Origin of the sequence: Xenophilus azovorans DSM 13620 (genome assembly GCF_000745855.1) — a bacterium.
GTDB lineage: Bacteria > Pseudomonadota > Gammaproteobacteria > Burkholderiales > Burkholderiaceae_C > Xenophilus > Xenophilus azovorans.
This window is the reverse complement of record NZ_JQKD01000012.1, coordinates 1-16,306: the sequence shown is the minus strand read 5'-3', so window position 1 is coordinate 16,306 and position 16,306 is coordinate 1. Positions and strand designations below refer to the sequence as shown.

At 72.5% G+C, this 16,306-nt stretch carries 14 protein-coding genes and 1 pseudogene; 8 read left to right on the top strand and 7 right to left on the bottom strand.

The features are described from left to right. Window positions 1-9: 9 nt before the first annotated feature. Entirely contained in the window at window positions 10-489 is a 480-nt protein-coding gene (locus tag Q392_RS08805; RefSeq protein WP_038205400.1) for a cyanophycin metabolism-associated DUF1854 family protein, read from the bottom strand. Next, window positions 489-2,759 (bottom strand): cyanophycin metabolism-associated ABC transporter, encoded by a 2,271-nt coding sequence (locus Q392_RS08800; RefSeq protein ID WP_051953114.1) that lies wholly within the window; start codon window positions 2,757-2,759, stop codon window positions 489-491. The genes Q392_RS08805 and Q392_RS08800 overlap by 1 nt, the downstream gene beginning before the upstream one ends. Window positions 2,760-2,839: 80 nt before the next feature. On the opposite strand from Q392_RS08800, the gene Q392_RS08795 reads away from it, so the two are divergent. The 4 genes from Q392_RS08795 (at window position 2,840) to Q392_RS08780 (ending at window position 8,735) form a co-directional block, all read left to right on the top strand. Further along, window positions 2,840-5,092: a cyanophycin synthetase gene (locus tag Q392_RS08795; RefSeq protein WP_038204969.1), complete on the top strand. Its 2,253-nt coding sequence runs from the start codon at window positions 2,840-2,842 to the stop codon at window positions 5,090-5,092. A 4-nt stretch (window positions 5,093-5,096) separates the two neighbouring features. Beyond that, a complete protein-coding gene (gene cphA, locus Q392_RS08790; protein WP_038204953.1) occupies window positions 5,097-7,676 on the top strand; it encodes a cyanophycin synthetase in 2,580 nt (859 codons plus the stop codon). A 152-nt stretch (window positions 7,677-7,828) separates the two neighbouring features. Next, window positions 7,829-8,212 carry a hypothetical protein gene (locus Q392_RS08785; protein ID WP_038204950.1) on the top strand — a complete coding sequence of 128 codons (384 nt, stop codon included), beginning with the start codon at window positions 7,829-7,831 and terminating at the stop codon, window positions 8,210-8,212. A gap of 61 nt (window positions 8,213-8,273) precedes the next feature. Then, window positions 8,274-8,735 carry a hypothetical protein gene (locus tag Q392_RS08780; protein WP_051953112.1) on the top strand — a complete coding sequence of 154 codons (462 nt, stop codon included), beginning with the start codon at window positions 8,274-8,276 and terminating at the stop codon, window positions 8,733-8,735. Between the two features lie 27 nt (window positions 8,736-8,762). Here Q392_RS08780 and Q392_RS08775 read toward each other — a convergent pair whose 3' ends face one another. Then, window positions 8,763-8,957, bottom strand: a complete 195-nt coding sequence (locus Q392_RS08775) for a hypothetical protein (protein ID WP_038204947.1) — start codon at window positions 8,955-8,957, stop codon at window positions 8,763-8,765. A 146-nt stretch (window positions 8,958-9,103) separates the two neighbouring features. After that, window positions 9,104-10,984 carry a glutamine--fructose-6-phosphate transaminase (isomerizing) gene (glmS, locus tag Q392_RS08770; protein ID WP_038204932.1) on the bottom strand — a complete coding sequence of 627 codons (1,881 nt, stop codon included), beginning with the start codon at window positions 10,982-10,984 and terminating at the stop codon, window positions 9,104-9,106. A 139-nt stretch (window positions 10,985-11,123) separates the two neighbouring features. On the opposite strand from glmS, the gene Q392_RS08765 reads away from it, so the two are divergent. The 3 genes from Q392_RS08765 (at window position 11,124) to Q392_RS08755 (ending at window position 12,373) form a co-directional block, all read left to right on the top strand. Further along, window positions 11,124-11,618: an Lrp/AsnC family transcriptional regulator gene (locus Q392_RS08765; protein ID WP_038204929.1), complete on the top strand. Its 495-nt coding sequence runs from the start codon at window positions 11,124-11,126 to the stop codon at window positions 11,616-11,618. Window positions 11,619-11,687: 69 nt separating this feature from the next. Then, entirely contained in the window at window positions 11,688-11,939 is a 252-nt protein-coding gene (locus Q392_RS08760; protein ID WP_038204927.1) for a type II toxin-antitoxin system VapB family antitoxin, read from the top strand. Then, on the top strand, window positions 11,939-12,373 hold the full coding sequence (locus tag Q392_RS08755) for a TA system VapC family ribonuclease toxin (protein ID WP_038204924.1): 435 nt from the start codon (window positions 11,939-11,941) through the stop codon (window positions 12,371-12,373). Before Q392_RS08760 ends, Q392_RS08755 begins: the two co-directional genes overlap by 1 nt. Window positions 12,374-12,377: 4 nt before the next feature. Here Q392_RS08755 and glmU read toward each other — a convergent pair whose 3' ends face one another. The 3 genes from glmU to Q392_RS08740 form a co-directional block, all read right to left on the bottom strand. Beyond that, window positions 12,378-13,754 carry a bifunctional UDP-N-acetylglucosamine diphosphorylase/glucosamine-1-phosphate N-acetyltransferase GlmU gene (glmU, locus tag Q392_RS08750; protein WP_051953110.1) on the bottom strand — a complete coding sequence of 459 codons (1,377 nt, stop codon included), beginning with the start codon at window positions 13,752-13,754 and terminating at the stop codon, window positions 12,378-12,380. Between the two features lie 129 nt (window positions 13,755-13,883). Next, window positions 13,884-14,921, bottom strand: coding sequence for a zinc-binding dehydrogenase (locus Q392_RS08745; RefSeq protein ID WP_038204919.1), 1,038 nt, complete (start codon window positions 14,919-14,921; stop codon window positions 13,884-13,886). A 4-nt stretch (window positions 14,922-14,925) separates the two neighbouring features. Further along, complete coding sequence (locus Q392_RS08740) at window positions 14,926-15,912, bottom strand: tripartite tricarboxylate transporter substrate binding protein (protein ID WP_038204916.1); 987 nt, start codon at window positions 15,910-15,912, stop codon at window positions 14,926-14,928. A gap of 215 nt (window positions 15,913-16,127) precedes the next feature. Here Q392_RS08740 and Q392_RS34185 point away from each other — a divergent pair. Continuing rightward, window positions 16,128-16,306: pseudogene (locus Q392_RS34185) on the top strand (IS110 family transposase); the annotation flags it as partial.

Genomic DNA, 16,306 nt, shown 5'->3' with positions numbered 1-16,306 from the left:
TCCTGCGGCTCACAAGAATCGTTCCAGCAGACGCCGCGAATGCCGGTCCAGCGCCTTCGGATCGGGCACGCGGAACTGCACGCCGTGCGCGCTGGCGATCAGCAGCGCCCCGCCGTCCAGGCGGCGGATGTCTTCCTCGGCCTTGAGCACGAAGCGGGTGTCGCCGCGGTCGGTGCGCACCTGCCAGGTGCTGGGCACGCCGAAGCTGGAGACGCTCTCCAGCCGCAGCAGCACGGGCGCGAAGTCGCGCGGCGCGAGGGCTTCCTCGATCAGCGCGCGGGTGGCGGGCGGCAGGGCGTCCATGCGCTCGATCCAGAAGCGCTCGCGGCCGTCGGCGCCGACCAGCGAGACGCCCTCGCCGGGCGCGCTGAGCGGGAAGGCGCGCACAGGGGTGACGGCTTCCGGCTCGCCGGCGGAACCCGCCAGCCGCAGGGCGCCGAAGGCGTCGCGTTCGAGCTGCGGCGAAGGCATGTCGTGATGGCTGTTCATCATGCGTCTCCCGCAGGATGCGCGGCATGGCTGCCGAGCGCGGCCGTCGCCGCCACGGCGGCGCGCTCGGAGGCGGCGCCCTCGCTCGGCTCCTCGTCGGCCTGGCGCTGCTGCGCCTGGTACAGCCGCCAGTAGGCGCCCCCGCGCGCCATCAGCGCGTCGTGCGGGCCCACCTCGACGATCTCGCCGCGGTCCATCACCACCAGGCGGTCGGCCTTGCGCAGCGTCGAGAGGCGGTGCGCGATGGCGATGGTGGTGCGGCCCTTGACCAGGTTGTCCAGCGCCTTCTGGATCTCCTTCTCGGTCTCGGTGTCCACCGCCGAGGTGGCCTCGTCGAGGATCAGGATGCGCGGGTCGATCAGCAGCGCGCGGGCGATGCTGATGCGCTGGCGCTCGCCGCCCGACAGGCCCTGCCCGCGCTCGCCCACCAGCGAGTCGTAGCCGTTCGGCAGGCGCAGGATGAAGTCGTGCGCGTGCGCGGCGCGGGCGGCGGCGACGATCTCCTCGCGCGTCGCGTCGGGCTTGCCGTAGGCGATGTTCTGCGCGATGGTGCCGAAGAAGAGAAAGGGCTCCTGCAGCACCAGCCCGACGTTGCGCCGGTAGTCGGCCACCGCGTAGCGGCGGATGTCGGTGCCGTCGACCAGGATCGCGCCCTCGCTCACGTCGTGGAAGCGGCAGATCAGGTTGACCAGCGTGCTCTTGCCCGAGCCGCTGTGGCCGGCCAGGCCGATCATCTCGCCGGACTCGATCAGCAGGTTCAGGTCGTGGATCACCGCGCGCGAACCGTAGCGGAAGCCCACGCCGCGCAGCTCGATGCGCCCGTCCAGGCGCTGCACGCGCACCGGGTCGGCCGGCTCCGGCACGTTGCTCACGTGGTCGAGGATGTCGAAGATGCGCTTGGCGCCGGCGGCCGCCTTCTGCGTGACGGAGACGATGCGGCTCATCGAGTCGAGCCGCGTGTAGAAGCGGCCGATGTAGGCGATGAAGGCGGTGAGCACGCCCACCGTGATGCTGCCGCGCGCCACCTGCCAGATGCCGAAGCCCCACACCACCAGCAGGCCGATCTCTGTCATCAGCGTCACCGTGGGCGTGAACAGGCTCCAGGTGCGATTGAGCCGGTCGTTGGCCTGCAGGTTGTAGGCGTTGGCGGCGCGGAAGCGCCCGGCCTCGCGCCGCTCCTGCGCGAAGGCCTTGACCACGCGGATGCCGGGGATGGTGTCGGCCAGCACGTTGGTCACCTCGCCCCACACGCGGTCGATCTTCTCGAAGCCGGTGCGCAGCCGCTCGCGCACGACGTGGATCATCCAGGCGATGAAGGGCAGCGGCACCAGCGTGACCACCGCCAGCAGCGGGTTGATCGACACCAGGATCACCGCCGTCATGGCGATCATGATCACGTCGGTGAGGAAGTCCAGCGCGTGCAGCGAGAGGAAGACGTTGATGCGGTCGGTCTCGGAGCCGATGCGCGCCATCAGGTCGCCGGTGCGCTTGCCGCCGAAGTAGTCCAGCGGCAGCGTCAGCAGGTGCTCGTAGGTGGTGGTGCGCAGGTCGGCGCCGATGCGCTCGGACACCAGCGCCAGCAGGTAGGTGCGCGCCCAGCCCAGGCCCCAGCCGACCAGCGCCGCCAGCAGCAGGCCGCCCAGGTACAGCGCCACGTAGCCGGGGTCGATCGCCTTGCCGTTCTGGAAGGGGATCAGCACGTCGTCCATCAGCGGGATGGTCAGGTACGGCGGCACCAGCGTGGCGGCGGTCGAGAGCAGCGTCAGCACGAAGCCCCAGAGCAGCTGCCGGCGGTACGGCCGGGCGAAGCGGCCCAGGCGCAGCAGCACCCAGGTGGAGGGCGGCGACTGGAGTTCGGCGTCGGCGGCGGGCTCGTCGGCCGGCACGGCCGGCGCCGCACCGCCCGCGTGCCGCGCGTCGAACAGGCGCAGCAGCTTCATGGCCTGCGCCTGGCCGGCCAGCGTGTGGCGCCAGCGGGCCAGCAGGCGGCTGCCATCGACCAGCTCCAGCACGCCGACGCCGGCGTGGTCGGCCTGCCGCAGCGCCAGCCCGGGCGTGAGCGCCCACTCGCTCCAGCCGCCGGCCGTTTCGCGCGCCAGCAGCCGCCGAGAGGTCAGCACAAGCTGACCGGAAGCAAACCGAAGGTGTTCATCGAGGTCAACCGGCAGGACGGCGAGGACGTTCTCCGAAGCCAGCAGGCGGCTTTCGAGGTCCGGGACCGGAGGGGCCGCCGCTTCTGGCAAGGTTCGGGCAGGGGCGTGATGTTGCATCGTGTTGTCTTGCGCGGCCGGAAGGCTGGAACCCCTTTTCTTGCAGCGCCGGCCGGGCGCCGATTCTCTCCAACGCCGCCATGCCCCGTTTCGACGACATCCGCCTGCTGCGCACCCGCTACCTGCGCGGCCCGAACATCTGGACCTACCGACCGGTGCTGGAGGTCTGGCTGGACCTCGGCGCGCTGGAGGACTTTCCGTCGAACCAGGTGCCGGGTTTTCCCGAGCGGCTGACGGCCCTGCTGCCGGCGCTGATCGAGCACCACTGCGGCGTGGGCGAGCGCGGCGGCTTCATCCAGCGCCTGAACGAGGGCACCTGGGCCGGCCACGTGCTGGAGCACGTGGTGATCGAGCTGCTCAACCTGGCCGGCATGCCCACCGGCTTCGGCCAGACGCGCAGCACCTCGCAGCACGGCGTGTACCGCATGGTGTTCCGCGCACGCGACGAGCAGGTGGCGCGCACCGCGCTGGCCGAGGGCCACCGGCTGCTGATGGCCGCGCTCAACGCCGACCCGGCCGGCGCCGCCGACGTGCAGCAGGCGGTGGACGCCGTGCGCGCCAGCGTGGACGCCTGCTACCTCGGGCCCAGCACGGCCGCCATCGTCAGCGCGGCGGCCGACCGCGGCATCCCGGCCCTGCGCCTGAACGAGGGCAACCTGGTGCAACTGGGCTACGGCGCGCGCCAGCAGCGCATCTGGACGGCCGAGACCGACGACACCAGCGCCATCGGCGAATCCATCGCCAGCGACAAGGAGCTGACCAAGTCGCTGCTCGCCGCCTGCGGCGTGCCGGTGCCCGAAGGCCAGGTGGTCGCCAGCGCCGAAGAGGCCTGGGAGGCCGCCGAGGACATCGGCCTGCCGGTGGCCGTGAAGCCCTCGGACGCCAACCACGGCCGCGGCGTCTCGCTCGACCTGCGCACGCGCGCGGAGGTGACGGCCGCCTTCGCCGTGGCCGAGCCGGAAGGCAGCGACGTGATGGTCGAGCGCTTCGTCCCCGGCCAGGAGCACCGCCTGCTGGTGGTGGGCGGCCAGGTGGTGGCCGCCGCGCGCGGCGAGGTCATCAGCGTGACGGGCGACGGCCGCGCCAGCGTGCGCCAGCTCATCGACAGCCAGCTCAACAGCGACCCGCGCCGCGGCGCCGAGGAAGAGTTTCCGCTCGATGTGATCGTGCCCGACACCGATGCCAAGCTGCAGCTCGAACTGCAGCGCCAGGGCCTCGACGCCGACGCGGTGCCGGCCGAGGGCCGCGTCGTCATCATCCAGCGCAACGGCAACCTGGGCGTGGACTGCACCGACCAGGTCCACCCCGAGGTCGCCCACGCCGCCACGCTGGCGGCGCGCGTGGTGGGGCTGGACATCGCCGGCATCGACCTGGTGTGCGAGGACGTCGGCCGGCCGCTGCAGGCGCAGGGCGGCGCGATCGTCGAGGTCAACGCCGGCCCGGGCCTGCTGATGCACCTGAAGCCCGCCGTCGGCTCGCCGCGCCCGGTGGGCCGCGCGATCTGCGACCACCTGTTCCCCGAGGACGACGCCGATCTGCCCGGCCGCATCCCCGTCGTCGGCGTGGCCGGCACGCAGGACACGCCGGTGCTCGCGCGCCTGGTGGCCTGGCTGCTGGGCCTGGCCGGGCGGCACGTGGGCCTGGCCTGCCGCGACGGCCTGTTCCTCGACCGCCGCCGCGTCGACGCGCGCGACAGCGCCACCTGGGAGGCCGGCCACCGCCTGCTGGTCAACCGCAAGGTCGATGCGGTCGTCATCGAGAACCGCGCCGAGACCATCCTGGACGACGGCCTGCCCTACGACCGCTGCGAGATCGGCATCGTCACCGACCTGGAGGGCTGGGAAGCCCTGGCCCGCCACGACGTGCACGAGAGCGACCAGATGGTGCGCGTGCTGCGCACCCAGGTCGACGTGGTGCTGCCGCACGGCACCGCGGTGCTCAACGCCGCCGACGCGCGCGTGGCCGGGCTGGCGCCGCTGTGCGACGGCGCGGTGATCCTCTATGCCGCCGACGCGCAGGCCGCCCCGCTGGCCGCGCACCGCGACGCCGGCGGCCGGGCCGTCATCGTGCGGCAGGACCGCGTGGTGCTCGCCAGCAGCGGCACCGAGTCCTTCCTGCCCGGGCTGGGGCGCCTGACCGCCTGGCGCGCCACCCACGCCGGCGTGAGCCTGGACAGCCTGCTGGCGGCCGTCGCCGCCGCCTGGGCCATGGGCATCCCGCTCAACCTCATCGGCGCCGGCATCGAGGCCTTCGAGGCCGACCTGCAGGCGGCCCTGGCGTCGCTGCAGCTCGCCCAGGACATCCCGGACGCCGCCTCTCCCCAGCTCGCCTGACCCCATGGACATCACCCGCATCCGCGCCCTGCGCGGCCCCAACCTGTGGAGCCGCCACACCTGCATCGAGGCCGTCGTCGCCTGCCGCGGCGAGGGCGAGAACGCCATCGGCCGGCTGCCCGGCTTCGAGGACCGCCTGCGCGCCCTCTTCCCCTGCATGGGCGAGCTGCACCCCGTCGCGCTCGGCCAGCCGCTGGCGCTGGCGCACGTGCTGGAGAACGTGGCCATCGCGCTGCAGGCGCAGGCCGGCTGCGCCGTCGTCTTCGGCCACACCACCCGCACCACCGAGGAAGGCGTCTACCAGGTGGCCGTGCAGTACACCGAGGAGGCCGTGGGCCGCCGCGCCGTGCAGTTGGCCGAACGGCTCATCGCCGCCGCGCTGGGCGGGCCCGGCGCGCCCGCCTTCGACGCCCAGGCCGCCATCGCCGAACTGCGCGAGCTGGACGAGGACGAGCGCCTGGGCCCGAGCACCGGCGCCATCGTCGAGGCGGCCGCGGCGCGCGGCATCCCCTGGCGGCGCCTCACGCGCGGCAGCCTGGTGCAGTTCGGCTGGGGCGCGCGGCAGCGGCGCATCCAGGCGGCCGAGGTGGACGCCACCTCCGGCGTGGCCGAGGCCATCGCGCAGGACAAGGAGCTGACCAAGCAGCTGCTGCACGCCGCCGGCGTGCCGGTGCCGCTGGGCCGGCCGGTGAAGGACGTGGAGGACGGCTGGGCCGCCGCGCTGGCGATCGGCCTGCCCGTGGTCGCCAAGCCGCAGGACGGCAACCAGGGCAAGGGCGTCACCGTCAACATCCAGACGCGCGAGCAGTTCGACGCCGCCTATGCGGCCGCCGCCCACTATGGCGAGGTGATGGTCGAGAAGTTCCTCCCCGGCTTCGACTTCCGCCTGCTGGTGGTGGGCGACCGGCTGGTGGCCGCCGCGCGGCGCGACCCGCCGCAGGTGGTGGGCGACGGCGTGCGCACCGTGCGCGCACTGGTCGACGAACTCAACCTCGACCCGCGCCGCGGCGAGGGCCACGCCACCTCGCTGACCAAGATCCGCCTGGACGACATCGCCGTCGCGCGCCTGGAGGCGCAGGGCCTGGCGCCCGACAGCGTGCCCGCCCTGGGCCAGCGCGTGGTGCTGCGCAACAACGCCAACCTGTCCACCGGCGGCAGCGCCACCGACGTGACCGACACCGTGCACCCCGAGATCGCCGCCCGCGCGGTCGACGCCGCGCAGATGGTCGGCCTGCACATCTGCGGCGTCGACATGGTGTGCGAGAACGTGATCCGCCCGCTGGAGGAGCAGCACGGCGGCATCGTCGAGGTGAATGCCGCGCCCGGCCTGCGCATGCACATCAGCCCCTCGTACGGCCGCGGCCGGCCGGTGGGCGAGGCGATCGTCGGCCAGCTCTTCGACAGCGGCGACGACGGCCGCATCCCGGTGGTCGCCGTCACCGGCACCAACGGCAAGACCACCACCGCCCGCCTGGTCAACCACCTGCTGGCCTCCGGCGGCCTGGTGACGGGCATGACCAACACCGACGGCGTGTACGTGGGCGGCCGCCAGACCGACAGCGGCGACTGCAGCGGCCCCAGGAGCGCGCGCAACGTGCTGCTGCACCCCGACGTGCAGGCGGCCGTGTTCGAGGTGGCGCGCGGCGGCATCCTGCGCGAGGGCCTGGGCTTCGACCGCTGCTCGGTGGCCGTGGTCACCAACATCGGCAGCGGCGACCACCTGGGCCTGAACTACATCGACTCGGTGGAGGAGCTGGCGGTGCTCAAGCGCGTGGTCGTGCGCAACGTGGCGCCCGACGGGCACGCCGTGCTCAACGCCGCCGACCCCATCGTGGCCGCGATGGCGGCCGCCTGCCCCGGCAGCGTCACCTACTTCGCCGCCGACCGGCAGCACCCGGTGATGGCCACGCACCGCGCCCAGGGCCGGCGCACCGTGTACGTGGACGGCGACGCCGTGGTGGCCGCCGAAGGCGCCTGGCGCGAGCGCGTGCCGCTGGCCGGCGTGCCGATCACGCGCGGCGGCACCCTGCCCTTCCAGGTCGAGAACGTGATGGCCGCGGTGGCCGCCGCCTGGGCCGTGGGGCTGGACTGGGACACCATCCGCAGCGGCCTGGCCAGCTTCATGAACGACGCCGCCGGCGTGCCCGGCCGCTTCAACGTCATGGAATACCGCGGCGCCACCGTGATCGCCGACTACGGCCACAACACCGACGCGATGAAGGCGCTGGTGGCCGCGGTGGACACGCTGCCCGCGAAGCGCCGCTCGGTCGTCATCAGCGGCGCGGGCGACCGGCGCGACTGCGACATCCGCGACCAGACCGCCATCCTCGGCGCCGCCTTCGACGACGTGATCCTCTACCAGGACGCCGCCCAGCGCGGCCGCGCCGACGGCGAGGTGATCGCACTGCTGCGCCAGGGCCTGGAAGGCGCCCGCCGGACCGCGCACGTCGAGGAGATCCGCGGCGAGTTCACCGCCATCGACGCCGCGCTGGCCCGGCTGCGCCCCGGCGACCTCTCGCTGATCCTGGTGGACCAGGTGGAGGAGGCGCTGGCGCACCTGGCGCGGCGCATCGCCGAAGGCTGATCGCCGCCGCGCGGCGCAGGCAGCAGCATGCGCCGTTGTCCGACAGCCATCGTCGCGGATGCCGCCAGACTGGAGTCCCGGGCGTCCCACAGCCGCGTCCTTGCCGCCGGAGCACACTGGCGCGACCCATTCTTTCCCGGGAGAGCCATCCCATGCATCTTCTCTTTTCCTCCCTGCCCCGCGCGCTGGCGTCCGCCGCCCTGCTCGCCTCGGTGGCGCTGCCGGGCGCGCACGCGCAGACCGGTGCCGTCGCCGCCGAACGGGCCCGCTGCGACGGCGTGCAGCAGGACAAGGCCGCCTGCGAACGCGAGGCCGGCGCGGCGCGCCAGGAAGCGCAGCGCGGCGGCCTGGCCGCCCCCGGCGCGAACGCCTACGAGCGCAACGCCCTGGAGCGCTGCCGGCTGCAGCCGCCGGCCGACCGAGCCGACTGCGAGGCGCGCGTGCGCGGCGGCGGCAGCTCGTCCACCCAGGGCAGCGTGATGGGCGGCGGCGTCATCCGTGAAACCGTGACGCCCGTGCCTGCCTCCAAGCCCTAGCGGGCACACGTACCTGGCCGGCCACGGCCTCCCGCCGACTTCACCGCAAAAGGACCCGAACATGACGACGAAGAAGACCTCCTTCCTCGCCCGGCCCGGCCTGGGCCTGGCGATCGCCTGCGGCGCGCTGTTCACGGCGCTGCCCGCCGCCGCGCAGGGCGGCGGCACCTACCAGCAGGAACTGGCCGTGTGCGGCCACAACCAGCAGGACCGCGCCGCCTGCGTGCGCGAGGCCGGTGCCGCGCGCCAGGCGGCCCGGGCCGGGCAGCTCACCAGCGCGCCCGACTACCGCGCCAACGCGCTGGCCCGCTGCGGCCTGCATCCGCCGGCCGAGCGCGCCGAGTGCGAGGCGCGCGTGACAGGCGCGGGCAACACCACCATCGATGGCAGCGTCATGGGAGGCGGGTTGATCCGGGAGACGGTGACCACCGTGCCGGTGGAGCCGGCGCCGCAACTGCAGCCGGCGCCCCAGCCCCAGCCTTTCCCGCGGCCGATGATGCCGATGCCCATGCCGCGGCAGTAGCCGCGCGCGCCACAGGGCCGGCGGCGCTCAGCGGCGGCGGTTGCGCAGCCGCGCCACGAGCAGCAGGGCCTGCGTGGTCGCCCGCGCCCGGCGGCGCCACACGGTCTGCAGCAGGCCGTCGAAGTCCTGGCCCGGCTTGAGCGAGCTGCGGTCGCGCCCGCCCGTGGCCACGACGTCCAGCAGGGCGGCGTATTCGGAGGTGTCGGGGTGGGGGGTGCGCATGGGGGCGCTATCGTAGCCGCCCCGGCGACGCCCGCGCGTGACGGGATGCACAAAAAGAGGGCGGGAGCGCCGCCGCATCGCGCACGACGCCGAGGTGCTGCGCGCCCGCGCCTGAGGCGGGGCGGACACGGCGCGGCGTTCCCGGCTCACTCCACCGTCACGCTCTTGGCCAGGTTGCGCGGCTTGTCGACGTCGGTGCCGCGCGCGCCGGCCGTGTGGTACGCCAGCAGCTGCAGCGGCACCACGTGCAGCAGCGGCGAGAGCAGGCCGTAGTGCTCGGGCATGCGGATGACGTGCATGCCCTCGCCGCTCTCGATGCGGGTGTCGGCGTCGGCCAGCACGTAGAGCACGCCGCCGCGGGCGCGCACTTCCTGCAGGTTGCTCTTGAGCTTTTCCAGCAGCGCGTCGTTGGGCGCTACCGCCACCACCGGCATCTCGGCCGTCACCAGCGCCAGCGGGCCGTGCTTGAGTTCGCCGGCGGCGTAGGCCTCGGCGTGGATGTAGGTCACTTCCTTGAGCTTGAGCGCGCCCTCCATCGCGATCGGGTAGTGCAGCCCGCGGCCGAGGAACAGCGCGTTCTCCTTGCGCGCGAACTGCTCGGCCCAGCCGATGACCTGCGGCTCCAGCGCCAGCACCTTTTGCAGCGCCACCGGCAGGTGGCGCATCTCGTGCAGCCAGCGCGCCTCGTCGGCTTCCGGCAGGCGGCCCTTGGCCTGCGCCAGCGCCAGCGTGAGGAGGAACAGGCCCGCCAGCTGCGTGGTGAAGGCCTTGGTCGAGGCCACGCCGATCTCCACGCCGGCCCGCGTGATGTAGGCCAGCTTGCACTCGCGCACCATGGCGCTGGTGGCGACGTTGCAGATGGTCAGCGTCTCGTGCATGCCCAGCGACTGCGCGTGGCGCAGCGCGGCCAGCGTGTCGGCCGTCTCGCCCGACTGGCTGATGGTGACCACCAGCGTCTTCGGGTCAGGCACCGAGTCGCGGTAGCGGTATTCGCTGGCGATCTCGACCTGCGTCGGGATCTTCGCCACGCTCTCCAGCCAGTACTTGGCGGCGCAGCCGCTGTAGTAGCTCGTGCCGCAGGCCAGGATCAGCACCTTGTCGATGGCCTGGAACACGCGGTGCGCGCTGGCGCCGGTGCGCCCGTCCTGGCCGATGCCATCGAACAGCTCGGGCACGATGCCTTCCACGCCTTCCAGCGTGTCGGCGATGGCGCGCGGCTGCTCGAAGATCTCCTTCTGCATGTAGTGGCGGTAGGGGCCCAGTTCGGCCGCGCCGCTGTGGGCCTGCACGGTGCGCACCTTGCGCTCGGCCGGGCGGCCGTCGCGGCCGGCGATCCAGTAGCGGCCGGGCTGCAGGTCCACCACGTCGCCTTCTTCCAGGTAGACGATCTGGTCCGTCACGCCGGCCAGCGCCATCGCGTCGCTGGCCAGGAAGTGTTCGCCCTGCCCCACGCCCAGCACCAGCGGCGAGCCGGCGCGCGCGCCGACCACGCGCTGCGGCTCGTCGCGGCAGATCACGGCGATGGCGTAGGCGCCGTGCAGCTGCGCCACCGCCGCCGTCACCGCCTCGAACAGGTCGCCCTGGTAGTGGCTGTCGATCAGGTGGGCGATGACCTCGGTGTCGGTCTGGCTGGAGAAGAGGTAGCCGCGCGCCTGCAGCGCCGCGCGCAGCGCCTCGTGGTTCTCGATGATGCCGTTGTGCACCAGCGCCACCCGCGCCGGGCGGGCCGTTTCCGCATCGGCGCCGGTGCCGTGGCTGAAGTGCGGGTGCGCGTTGTGCACCACCGGCGCGCCGTGCGTGGCCCAGCGCGTGTGGGCGATGCCGGTGAGGCCCTGCACATGCTCCGACTGCACCTGGGCCATGAGGTCGGCCACGCGGGAGGTGGTTCGGGTGCGCGCCAGGCCCCGGGCGCTGGCATGGACCGCCAGGCCGCAGGAGTCATAGCCCCGGTACTCGAGCCGCGAGAGGCCCTGGACCAGGATGGGAACGATGTCCCGATGGGATGCCGCGCCGACGATGCCGCACATGCTGAGTCTCCGGTGGAAGCTGGACGTGGGTGAATGCTAGGGCCGGCGATAAGGAATGTTCTTCCAAATTTTTACCATCATCGGAATAATTACTCGCCACACGGATGTGATGGATTTTTATTCCAATTATATTCAATATATGGAAATAATCTCCCTTGACGCCACCGACTGGCGCCTGCTCGATGCGCTCCAGCGCGACGCCTCACGCACCAACCAGCAACTGGCGGCCGACCTGCACCTGTCGCCGCCGACCTGCCTGCGCCGAGTGCAGCGGCTGCGCCGGGCGGGGCTGATCGAGCGCGAGGTGGCGCTGCTCGCGGCCGACCGGCTGGCCGCCGTGCTGACGGCCGTGGTGGAGATCTCCCTGGACCGGCAGGACGCCGGCGCGCTCGACGCCTTCGAGTCGCGCGTGATCGCCGACGACGCGGTGCAGCAGTGCTGGCGCGTCTCGCCGGGGCCGGACTTCGTGCTCGTCGTCGCCGTGCCCGACATGCCGGCCTACCACGCGCTGGCGCAGCGCCTGTTCACCAGCGACGCCAACGTGCGCAACGTCAAGGCCTTCTTCAGCGTCAAGCGGGCCAAGTTCGAGCCGCGCCTGCCGCTGCCGGCCGGGCCGGAAAGTGGGCGACGGTAGAGGCCATCGCAGGAGGGGGCTTCATTTCGGATAATACGGGCACCCATATTCCTTGATGAGGGTGCCCATATGAAAACCACCATCGAACTTCCCGACCCCCTGTTCCAGCAGGCCCGGCGCTACGCCGAGAGCCGCCACATGACCATGAAGGCCCTGATCGAGCAGGGCCTGCGCAAGGTCATGGCCGAGAAGAAGGAAGAAAAGCCCTTCCGGCTGCGCGACGGCAGCGTGAAGGGCAACGGCCTGACGCCGGAATTCCAGAACGCGAGCTGGGAGCAGGTGCGCGACCTGGTCTACGACCCCGTCCACGGCCGAGGCTGATGATCGCGCTGGACACCAACCTGCTGGTGTACGCACACCGCAGCGACAACCCCTTCCATGCCGCCGCTGCGCCGCTGGTGCGGCAACTGGCAGAAGGCGGCTCGGCATGGGCGATTCCGTGGCCCTGCCTGCACGAGTTCTACAGCATCGTCACCCACCCGCGCGTGTACTCGCCGCCGAGCACGCCCGCTGAAGCCATCCATCAGATCGAGGCCTGGATGGAATCGCCCACCCTGCACTTGCTCTCGGAAGGTGCGGCGCACTGGCCGCAACTGCGCGGCCTGCTCGACAAGGGCAAGGTGCAGGGCGCGCTGGTGCATGACGCCCGCATCGCCGCGCTGTGCCTGGCGCACGGCGTGCGCGAACTGTGGAGCGCCGATCGGGACTTCAGCCGGTTCCCGGCGCTGCGCGCACGCAACCCACTCGTGGGTTGAGACCTCAGCCTTTCTTCGGCGCCTTCTTCGGCCGCTGCCAGTTGGCGAAGCTCACCTGCCGCGCGCGCGCCACGGTGAGCGCGCCGGGCTCCGTGCTCTTGCTGACGGTGGAGCCGCCGCCGACGGTGCCGCCGGCGCCGATCGTCACCGGCGCGACCAGCACGCAGTTGCTGCCCACGTGCACGTCGGCCTCGATCACCGTGCGGTGCTTGTTGGCGCCGTCGTAGTTGGCGGTGATGCTGCCGGCGCCGTAGTTCACCCGCTCGCCCACCGTCGCGTCGCCCAGGTAGGCCAGGTGATTGGCCTTGGCGCCGGCGGCCAGCGTGGAGTTCTTCACCTCGACGAAGTTGCCGATGTGGACCTCGGCGCCGAGTTGCGCGCCGGGACGCAGCCGCGCATAGGGGCCGACCAGCGCGCCGGGGCCGACGGTCACGCCCTCCCTGCCGCCCTCGATGTGGGTGAAGGGATGGATCACCGCGCCGGCCTCGATGCGAGCGTCGGCGATGACGCAGTGCGCGCCGATGCGCACGCCCTCGCCCAGCTCGACGCGGCCCTCGAAGAGGCAGTTGACGTCGATCTCCACGTCCTGCGCGCAGACGAGTTCGCCGCGCAGGTCGAAGCGCGCCGGGTCGGCCAGCCGCACGCCGGCTTCCATCAGGCGGTGGGCCTGGCGGCGCTGCCAGGCGCGCTCCAGCGCGGCCAGCTGCACGGGGCTGTTGACGCCGGCCACCTGCAGTTCGTCCGCCGTCTGCTGCGCGACGACCGGCATGCCTTCGTCCACCGCCATCTTCACCACGTCGGTCAGGTAGTACTCGCCCTGGGCGTTGTCGTTGGTGAGCCGGCCGAGCCAGCGCTTGAGCGCCGCGGCGGGCGCGGCCATCACGCCGGTGTACGTCTCGCGCACGGCGCGCTGGGCCTCAGTGGCGTCCTTCTGCTCGACGATGCCCTGCACGCGGCCGTCGGCGGCGCGCAGCACGCGGCCGTAGCCGGTGGGGTCGGCCAGCGCGATGGTCAGGAGCGCCAGGCGCTCGCCGCCGCTGGCCGCCACCAGCGCGCGCAGCGTGTCGGCGGCGATGAGCGGCACGTCGCCCGAGAGGATGAGCGCGATGCCGTCGTCAGGCAGGTGCGGCGCGGCCTGCTGCACCGCATGGCCGGTGCCGAGCTGCGGCGACTGGCGCACGAAGGCGAGCGGCGCCTGCGGCGCGATCTGCCGCAGGCCGGCCTCCACCTCGTCGGCGCCGTGGCCCGTCACCACCACCAGCGAGCGCGCGCCGAGGCCGACTGCCGTGTCCGCCACGTGGCCGATCAGCGGCCGGCCGGCGAGGCGGTGCAGCACCTTCGGCAGGCGGCTCTTCATGCGCGTGCCCATGCCGGCGGCCATGACGACGACATCGACGGGAGGGGTGATCTGCGGAGATGTGCTCACGGTGCGGACTCGATCAAAACGTACTACCAACGGTAGTGTGATTATCGACCGCCACTCTGCAGGCCACCCAGGCTGTGGCGTTGCTCAGTCCTCCGCCACGGCGACGGCCACCTTGCCGAACTGCGCGCCCGAAGCCAGCCGGTCCAGCGCCGCATGCGCGTCGTCCAGCGTCCAGGTCGAGTCGATCACCGGCCGGATGCCGTGCCGCTGCACGAAGTCCAGCAGCGCGGCGAACTCGTGCAGGTCGCCCAGCGTCGAGCCGAGGATCTGCAGCTGCCGGATGAAGATGCGCCGGATGTCCGCCGGCGGCTGGTCGCCGGTGGTGGCGCCGCAGGTCACGAGCCGGCCGCCGCGCACCAGCGACTTCATCGCGCTGCCCCACACCGCCTGGCCGACGTTCTCGATCACCAGGTCCACGCCGCGGCCGCCGGTGAAGTCCATCACCGCCTTGGCCACGTCCTGCCGGGCGCCGTTGACGGCATGCGCCGCGCCCATCGCGGTGGCGCGCGCCAGCTTGGCGTCGTCGCGCGAGGTGACGATGACCCGCGCACCCGCCGCGCGCGCCAGTTGCAGCGCGGCCAGCGACACGCCGCCGCCGATGCCGAAGACCAGCACCGTCTCCCAGGGCTGGAGCCGCCCCTTGGTGAACAGCATGCGCCAGGCGGTGAGGTGATTCACGCCCAGCGCCGCCGCCTCGGCCCAGGAGAAGCCCTCGGGCATCGGGAACACGTTGCGCGCCGGCAGGCCGACGAACTCGGCCAGCGTGCCGTCGCGGTGCTCGCCCAGATAGGCGATGCGGGTGCACAGCACGCCCTCGCCGCGGCGGCAGAACTCGCAGCGGCCGCAGGCCACGCCCGGATGCAGCACCACCGGCTGGCCGGGGCGCAGCAGCGGCTCGCCCTCGTCCACCGCCTCCACGGTGCCGGCGGCGTCCAGCCCCATGATCTGCGGCAGGCGGTGCGTGATGCCCGCGCCGGAGTCGCGCATGTACAGGTCGACCCGGTTGAGCGTGGCAGCGCGCACGCGCACCAGCACCTCGCCCGGTGCCCGCGGCGGCAGCGGGCGCTCGCCGACGGCCACGACCTCGTTGCCGCCGTGGCCGGTGATGTAGACGGCTTTCATGCCCTCATTCTGCGGCGATCTTCTGCTCGCGGATCAGGGTCGAGAGCTGTTCGCCCTCGCGCGCCAGCAGCGCGCGGAATTCGCCGGTGTCCATCGCCACCGGCTCCGCGCCCAGGTCGCCGTAGCGCTGCTTCAGGCCCGGCTGCGCCAGCGCCCTGCCCAGCTCGCGGCTCATGCGCGCCACCACCTCGGGCGGCGTGCCCTTCGGCGCCCACATGCCGAACCAGATGTCCAGGTCGGCGCCCTGCACGCCCTGCTCCGCCACCGTCGGCACGTCGGGGAAGAAGGGCGAGCGCTTGGCGCTGACGATGCCCAGCAGCTTGACCTTGCCGGTGCGGATGTGCGGGAAGGCGATGCCGGGATCGCACACGAAGTCGGCCTGGCCGGCCATCACGTCCTGCAGCGCCGGCGCCGCGCCGCGGTACGGCACGTGCGTCATCGGCGCGCCGCTGGCCTGCTTGAACAGCTCGCAGGCCAGGTGCGGCGGCGTGCCGCTGCCGGCCGAGGCGAAGGACAGCGAACCCGGCCTGGCCTTGGCCAGCGCCACCAGTTCGCGCACGTTGGTGGCCTCGATCTGCGGCCTGGTGACGAGGTACATCTGCGTCTTGCCCACCGAGGCCACCGGCGCCAGGTCGCGCGAGGGCAGCACGTTCGACTTGAACAGCCAGGGGTTGGCCGTCTCCACCGAGGTGGGCGCGATCAGGAAGGTGTGGCCGTCGGCGGCGGCGCGCACCACCTCCGACACCGCGATGTTGCCGCTGGCGCCGGGCTTGTTGTCGATCACCACCGGCTGGCCCAGCGACTCGGCGAGCGACTGCGCGACGATGCGCGCCATCACGTCGGTGCTGCCGCCGGGCGCGAAGCCGACGACGATGCGCACGGGCTTGGCAGGCCACGGCTCGGCGGCCGGCACGGCGCCGGCGGCGCAGGCCAGGGCGAATGCGGCCAGGGCCGCGCGCACCGCGCTGCGGCGGCGAAGGGTCTCGATCATGTGTCTTGTCTCCTGGTGGTTGTGATGGCGCGCTCCGGGCGGCGCCGTGCCTTGTATCTTTAAGCCTCGGACCGGCTCGGGTAGCCCGAGCGGCCTCTGGGATGCGTGAAGCCCGTGACTGAGCACTGGGCGCCTGAGCCGGACCGTCCTTTCTTGCAGCCCGAACGGTTGTAGGAACTTGAAGTTCGCATAGACAAGGATGGGAGTGAGAGGACGTGTCCGACTGTGTTTTTATCGGTATCGATGTCTCCAGCCAGACGCTGGAGGTCGCCAGCAGCGACCAGGCCAAGACCTGGCAGCTCGCCAATGACGTCAGCGGCATCGAGCAACTCGTCCACCAGGCCATGGCCCTGGCGCCGGCCCTGGTGGTGTTGGAGGCCACTGGCGGCTACGA

What these genes read in the sequence shown, in the direction of transcription:
- Q392_RS08805 (WP_038205400.1), bottom strand. Translation starts at nt 489, where the DNA reads ATGAACAGCCATCACGACATGCCTTCGCCGCAGCTCGAACGCGACGCC.
- Q392_RS08800 (WP_051953114.1), bottom strand. Translation starts at nt 2,759, where the DNA reads ATGCAACATCACGCCCCTGCCCGAACCTTGCCAGAAGCGGCGGCCCCT.
- Q392_RS08795 (WP_038204969.1), top strand. Translation starts at nt 2,840, where the DNA reads ATGCCCCGTTTCGACGACATCCGCCTGCTGCGCACCCGCTACCTGCGC.
- cphA (WP_038204953.1), top strand. Translation starts at nt 5,097, where the DNA reads ATGGACATCACCCGCATCCGCGCCCTGCGCGGCCCCAACCTGTGGAGC.
- Q392_RS08785 (WP_038204950.1), top strand. Translation starts at nt 7,829, where the DNA reads ATGCATCTTCTCTTTTCCTCCCTGCCCCGCGCGCTGGCGTCCGCCGCC.
- Q392_RS08780 (WP_051953112.1), top strand. Translation starts at nt 8,274, where the DNA reads ATGACGACGAAGAAGACCTCCTTCCTCGCCCGGCCCGGCCTGGGCCTG.
- Q392_RS08775 (WP_038204947.1), bottom strand. Translation starts at nt 8,957, where the DNA reads ATGCGCACCCCCCACCCCGACACCTCCGAATACGCCGCCCTGCTGGAC.
- glmS (WP_038204932.1), bottom strand. Translation starts at nt 10,984, where the DNA reads ATGTGCGGCATCGTCGGCGCGGCATCCCATCGGGACATCGTTCCCATC.
- Q392_RS08765 (WP_038204929.1), top strand. Translation starts at nt 11,124, where the DNA reads ATGGAAATAATCTCCCTTGACGCCACCGACTGGCGCCTGCTCGATGCG.
- Q392_RS08760 (WP_038204927.1), top strand. Translation starts at nt 11,688, where the DNA reads ATGAAAACCACCATCGAACTTCCCGACCCCCTGTTCCAGCAGGCCCGG.
- Q392_RS08755 (WP_038204924.1), top strand. Translation starts at nt 11,939, where the DNA reads ATGATCGCGCTGGACACCAACCTGCTGGTGTACGCACACCGCAGCGAC.
- glmU (WP_051953110.1), bottom strand. Translation starts at nt 13,754, where the DNA reads ATGGCCGCCGGCATGGGCACGCGCATGAAGAGCCGCCTGCCGAAGGTG.
- Q392_RS08745 (WP_038204919.1), bottom strand. Translation starts at nt 14,921, where the DNA reads ATGAAAGCCGTCTACATCACCGGCCACGGCGGCAACGAGGTCGTGGCC.
- Q392_RS08740 (WP_038204916.1), bottom strand. Translation starts at nt 15,912, where the DNA reads ATGATCGAGACCCTTCGCCGCCGCAGCGCGGTGCGCGCGGCCCTGGCC.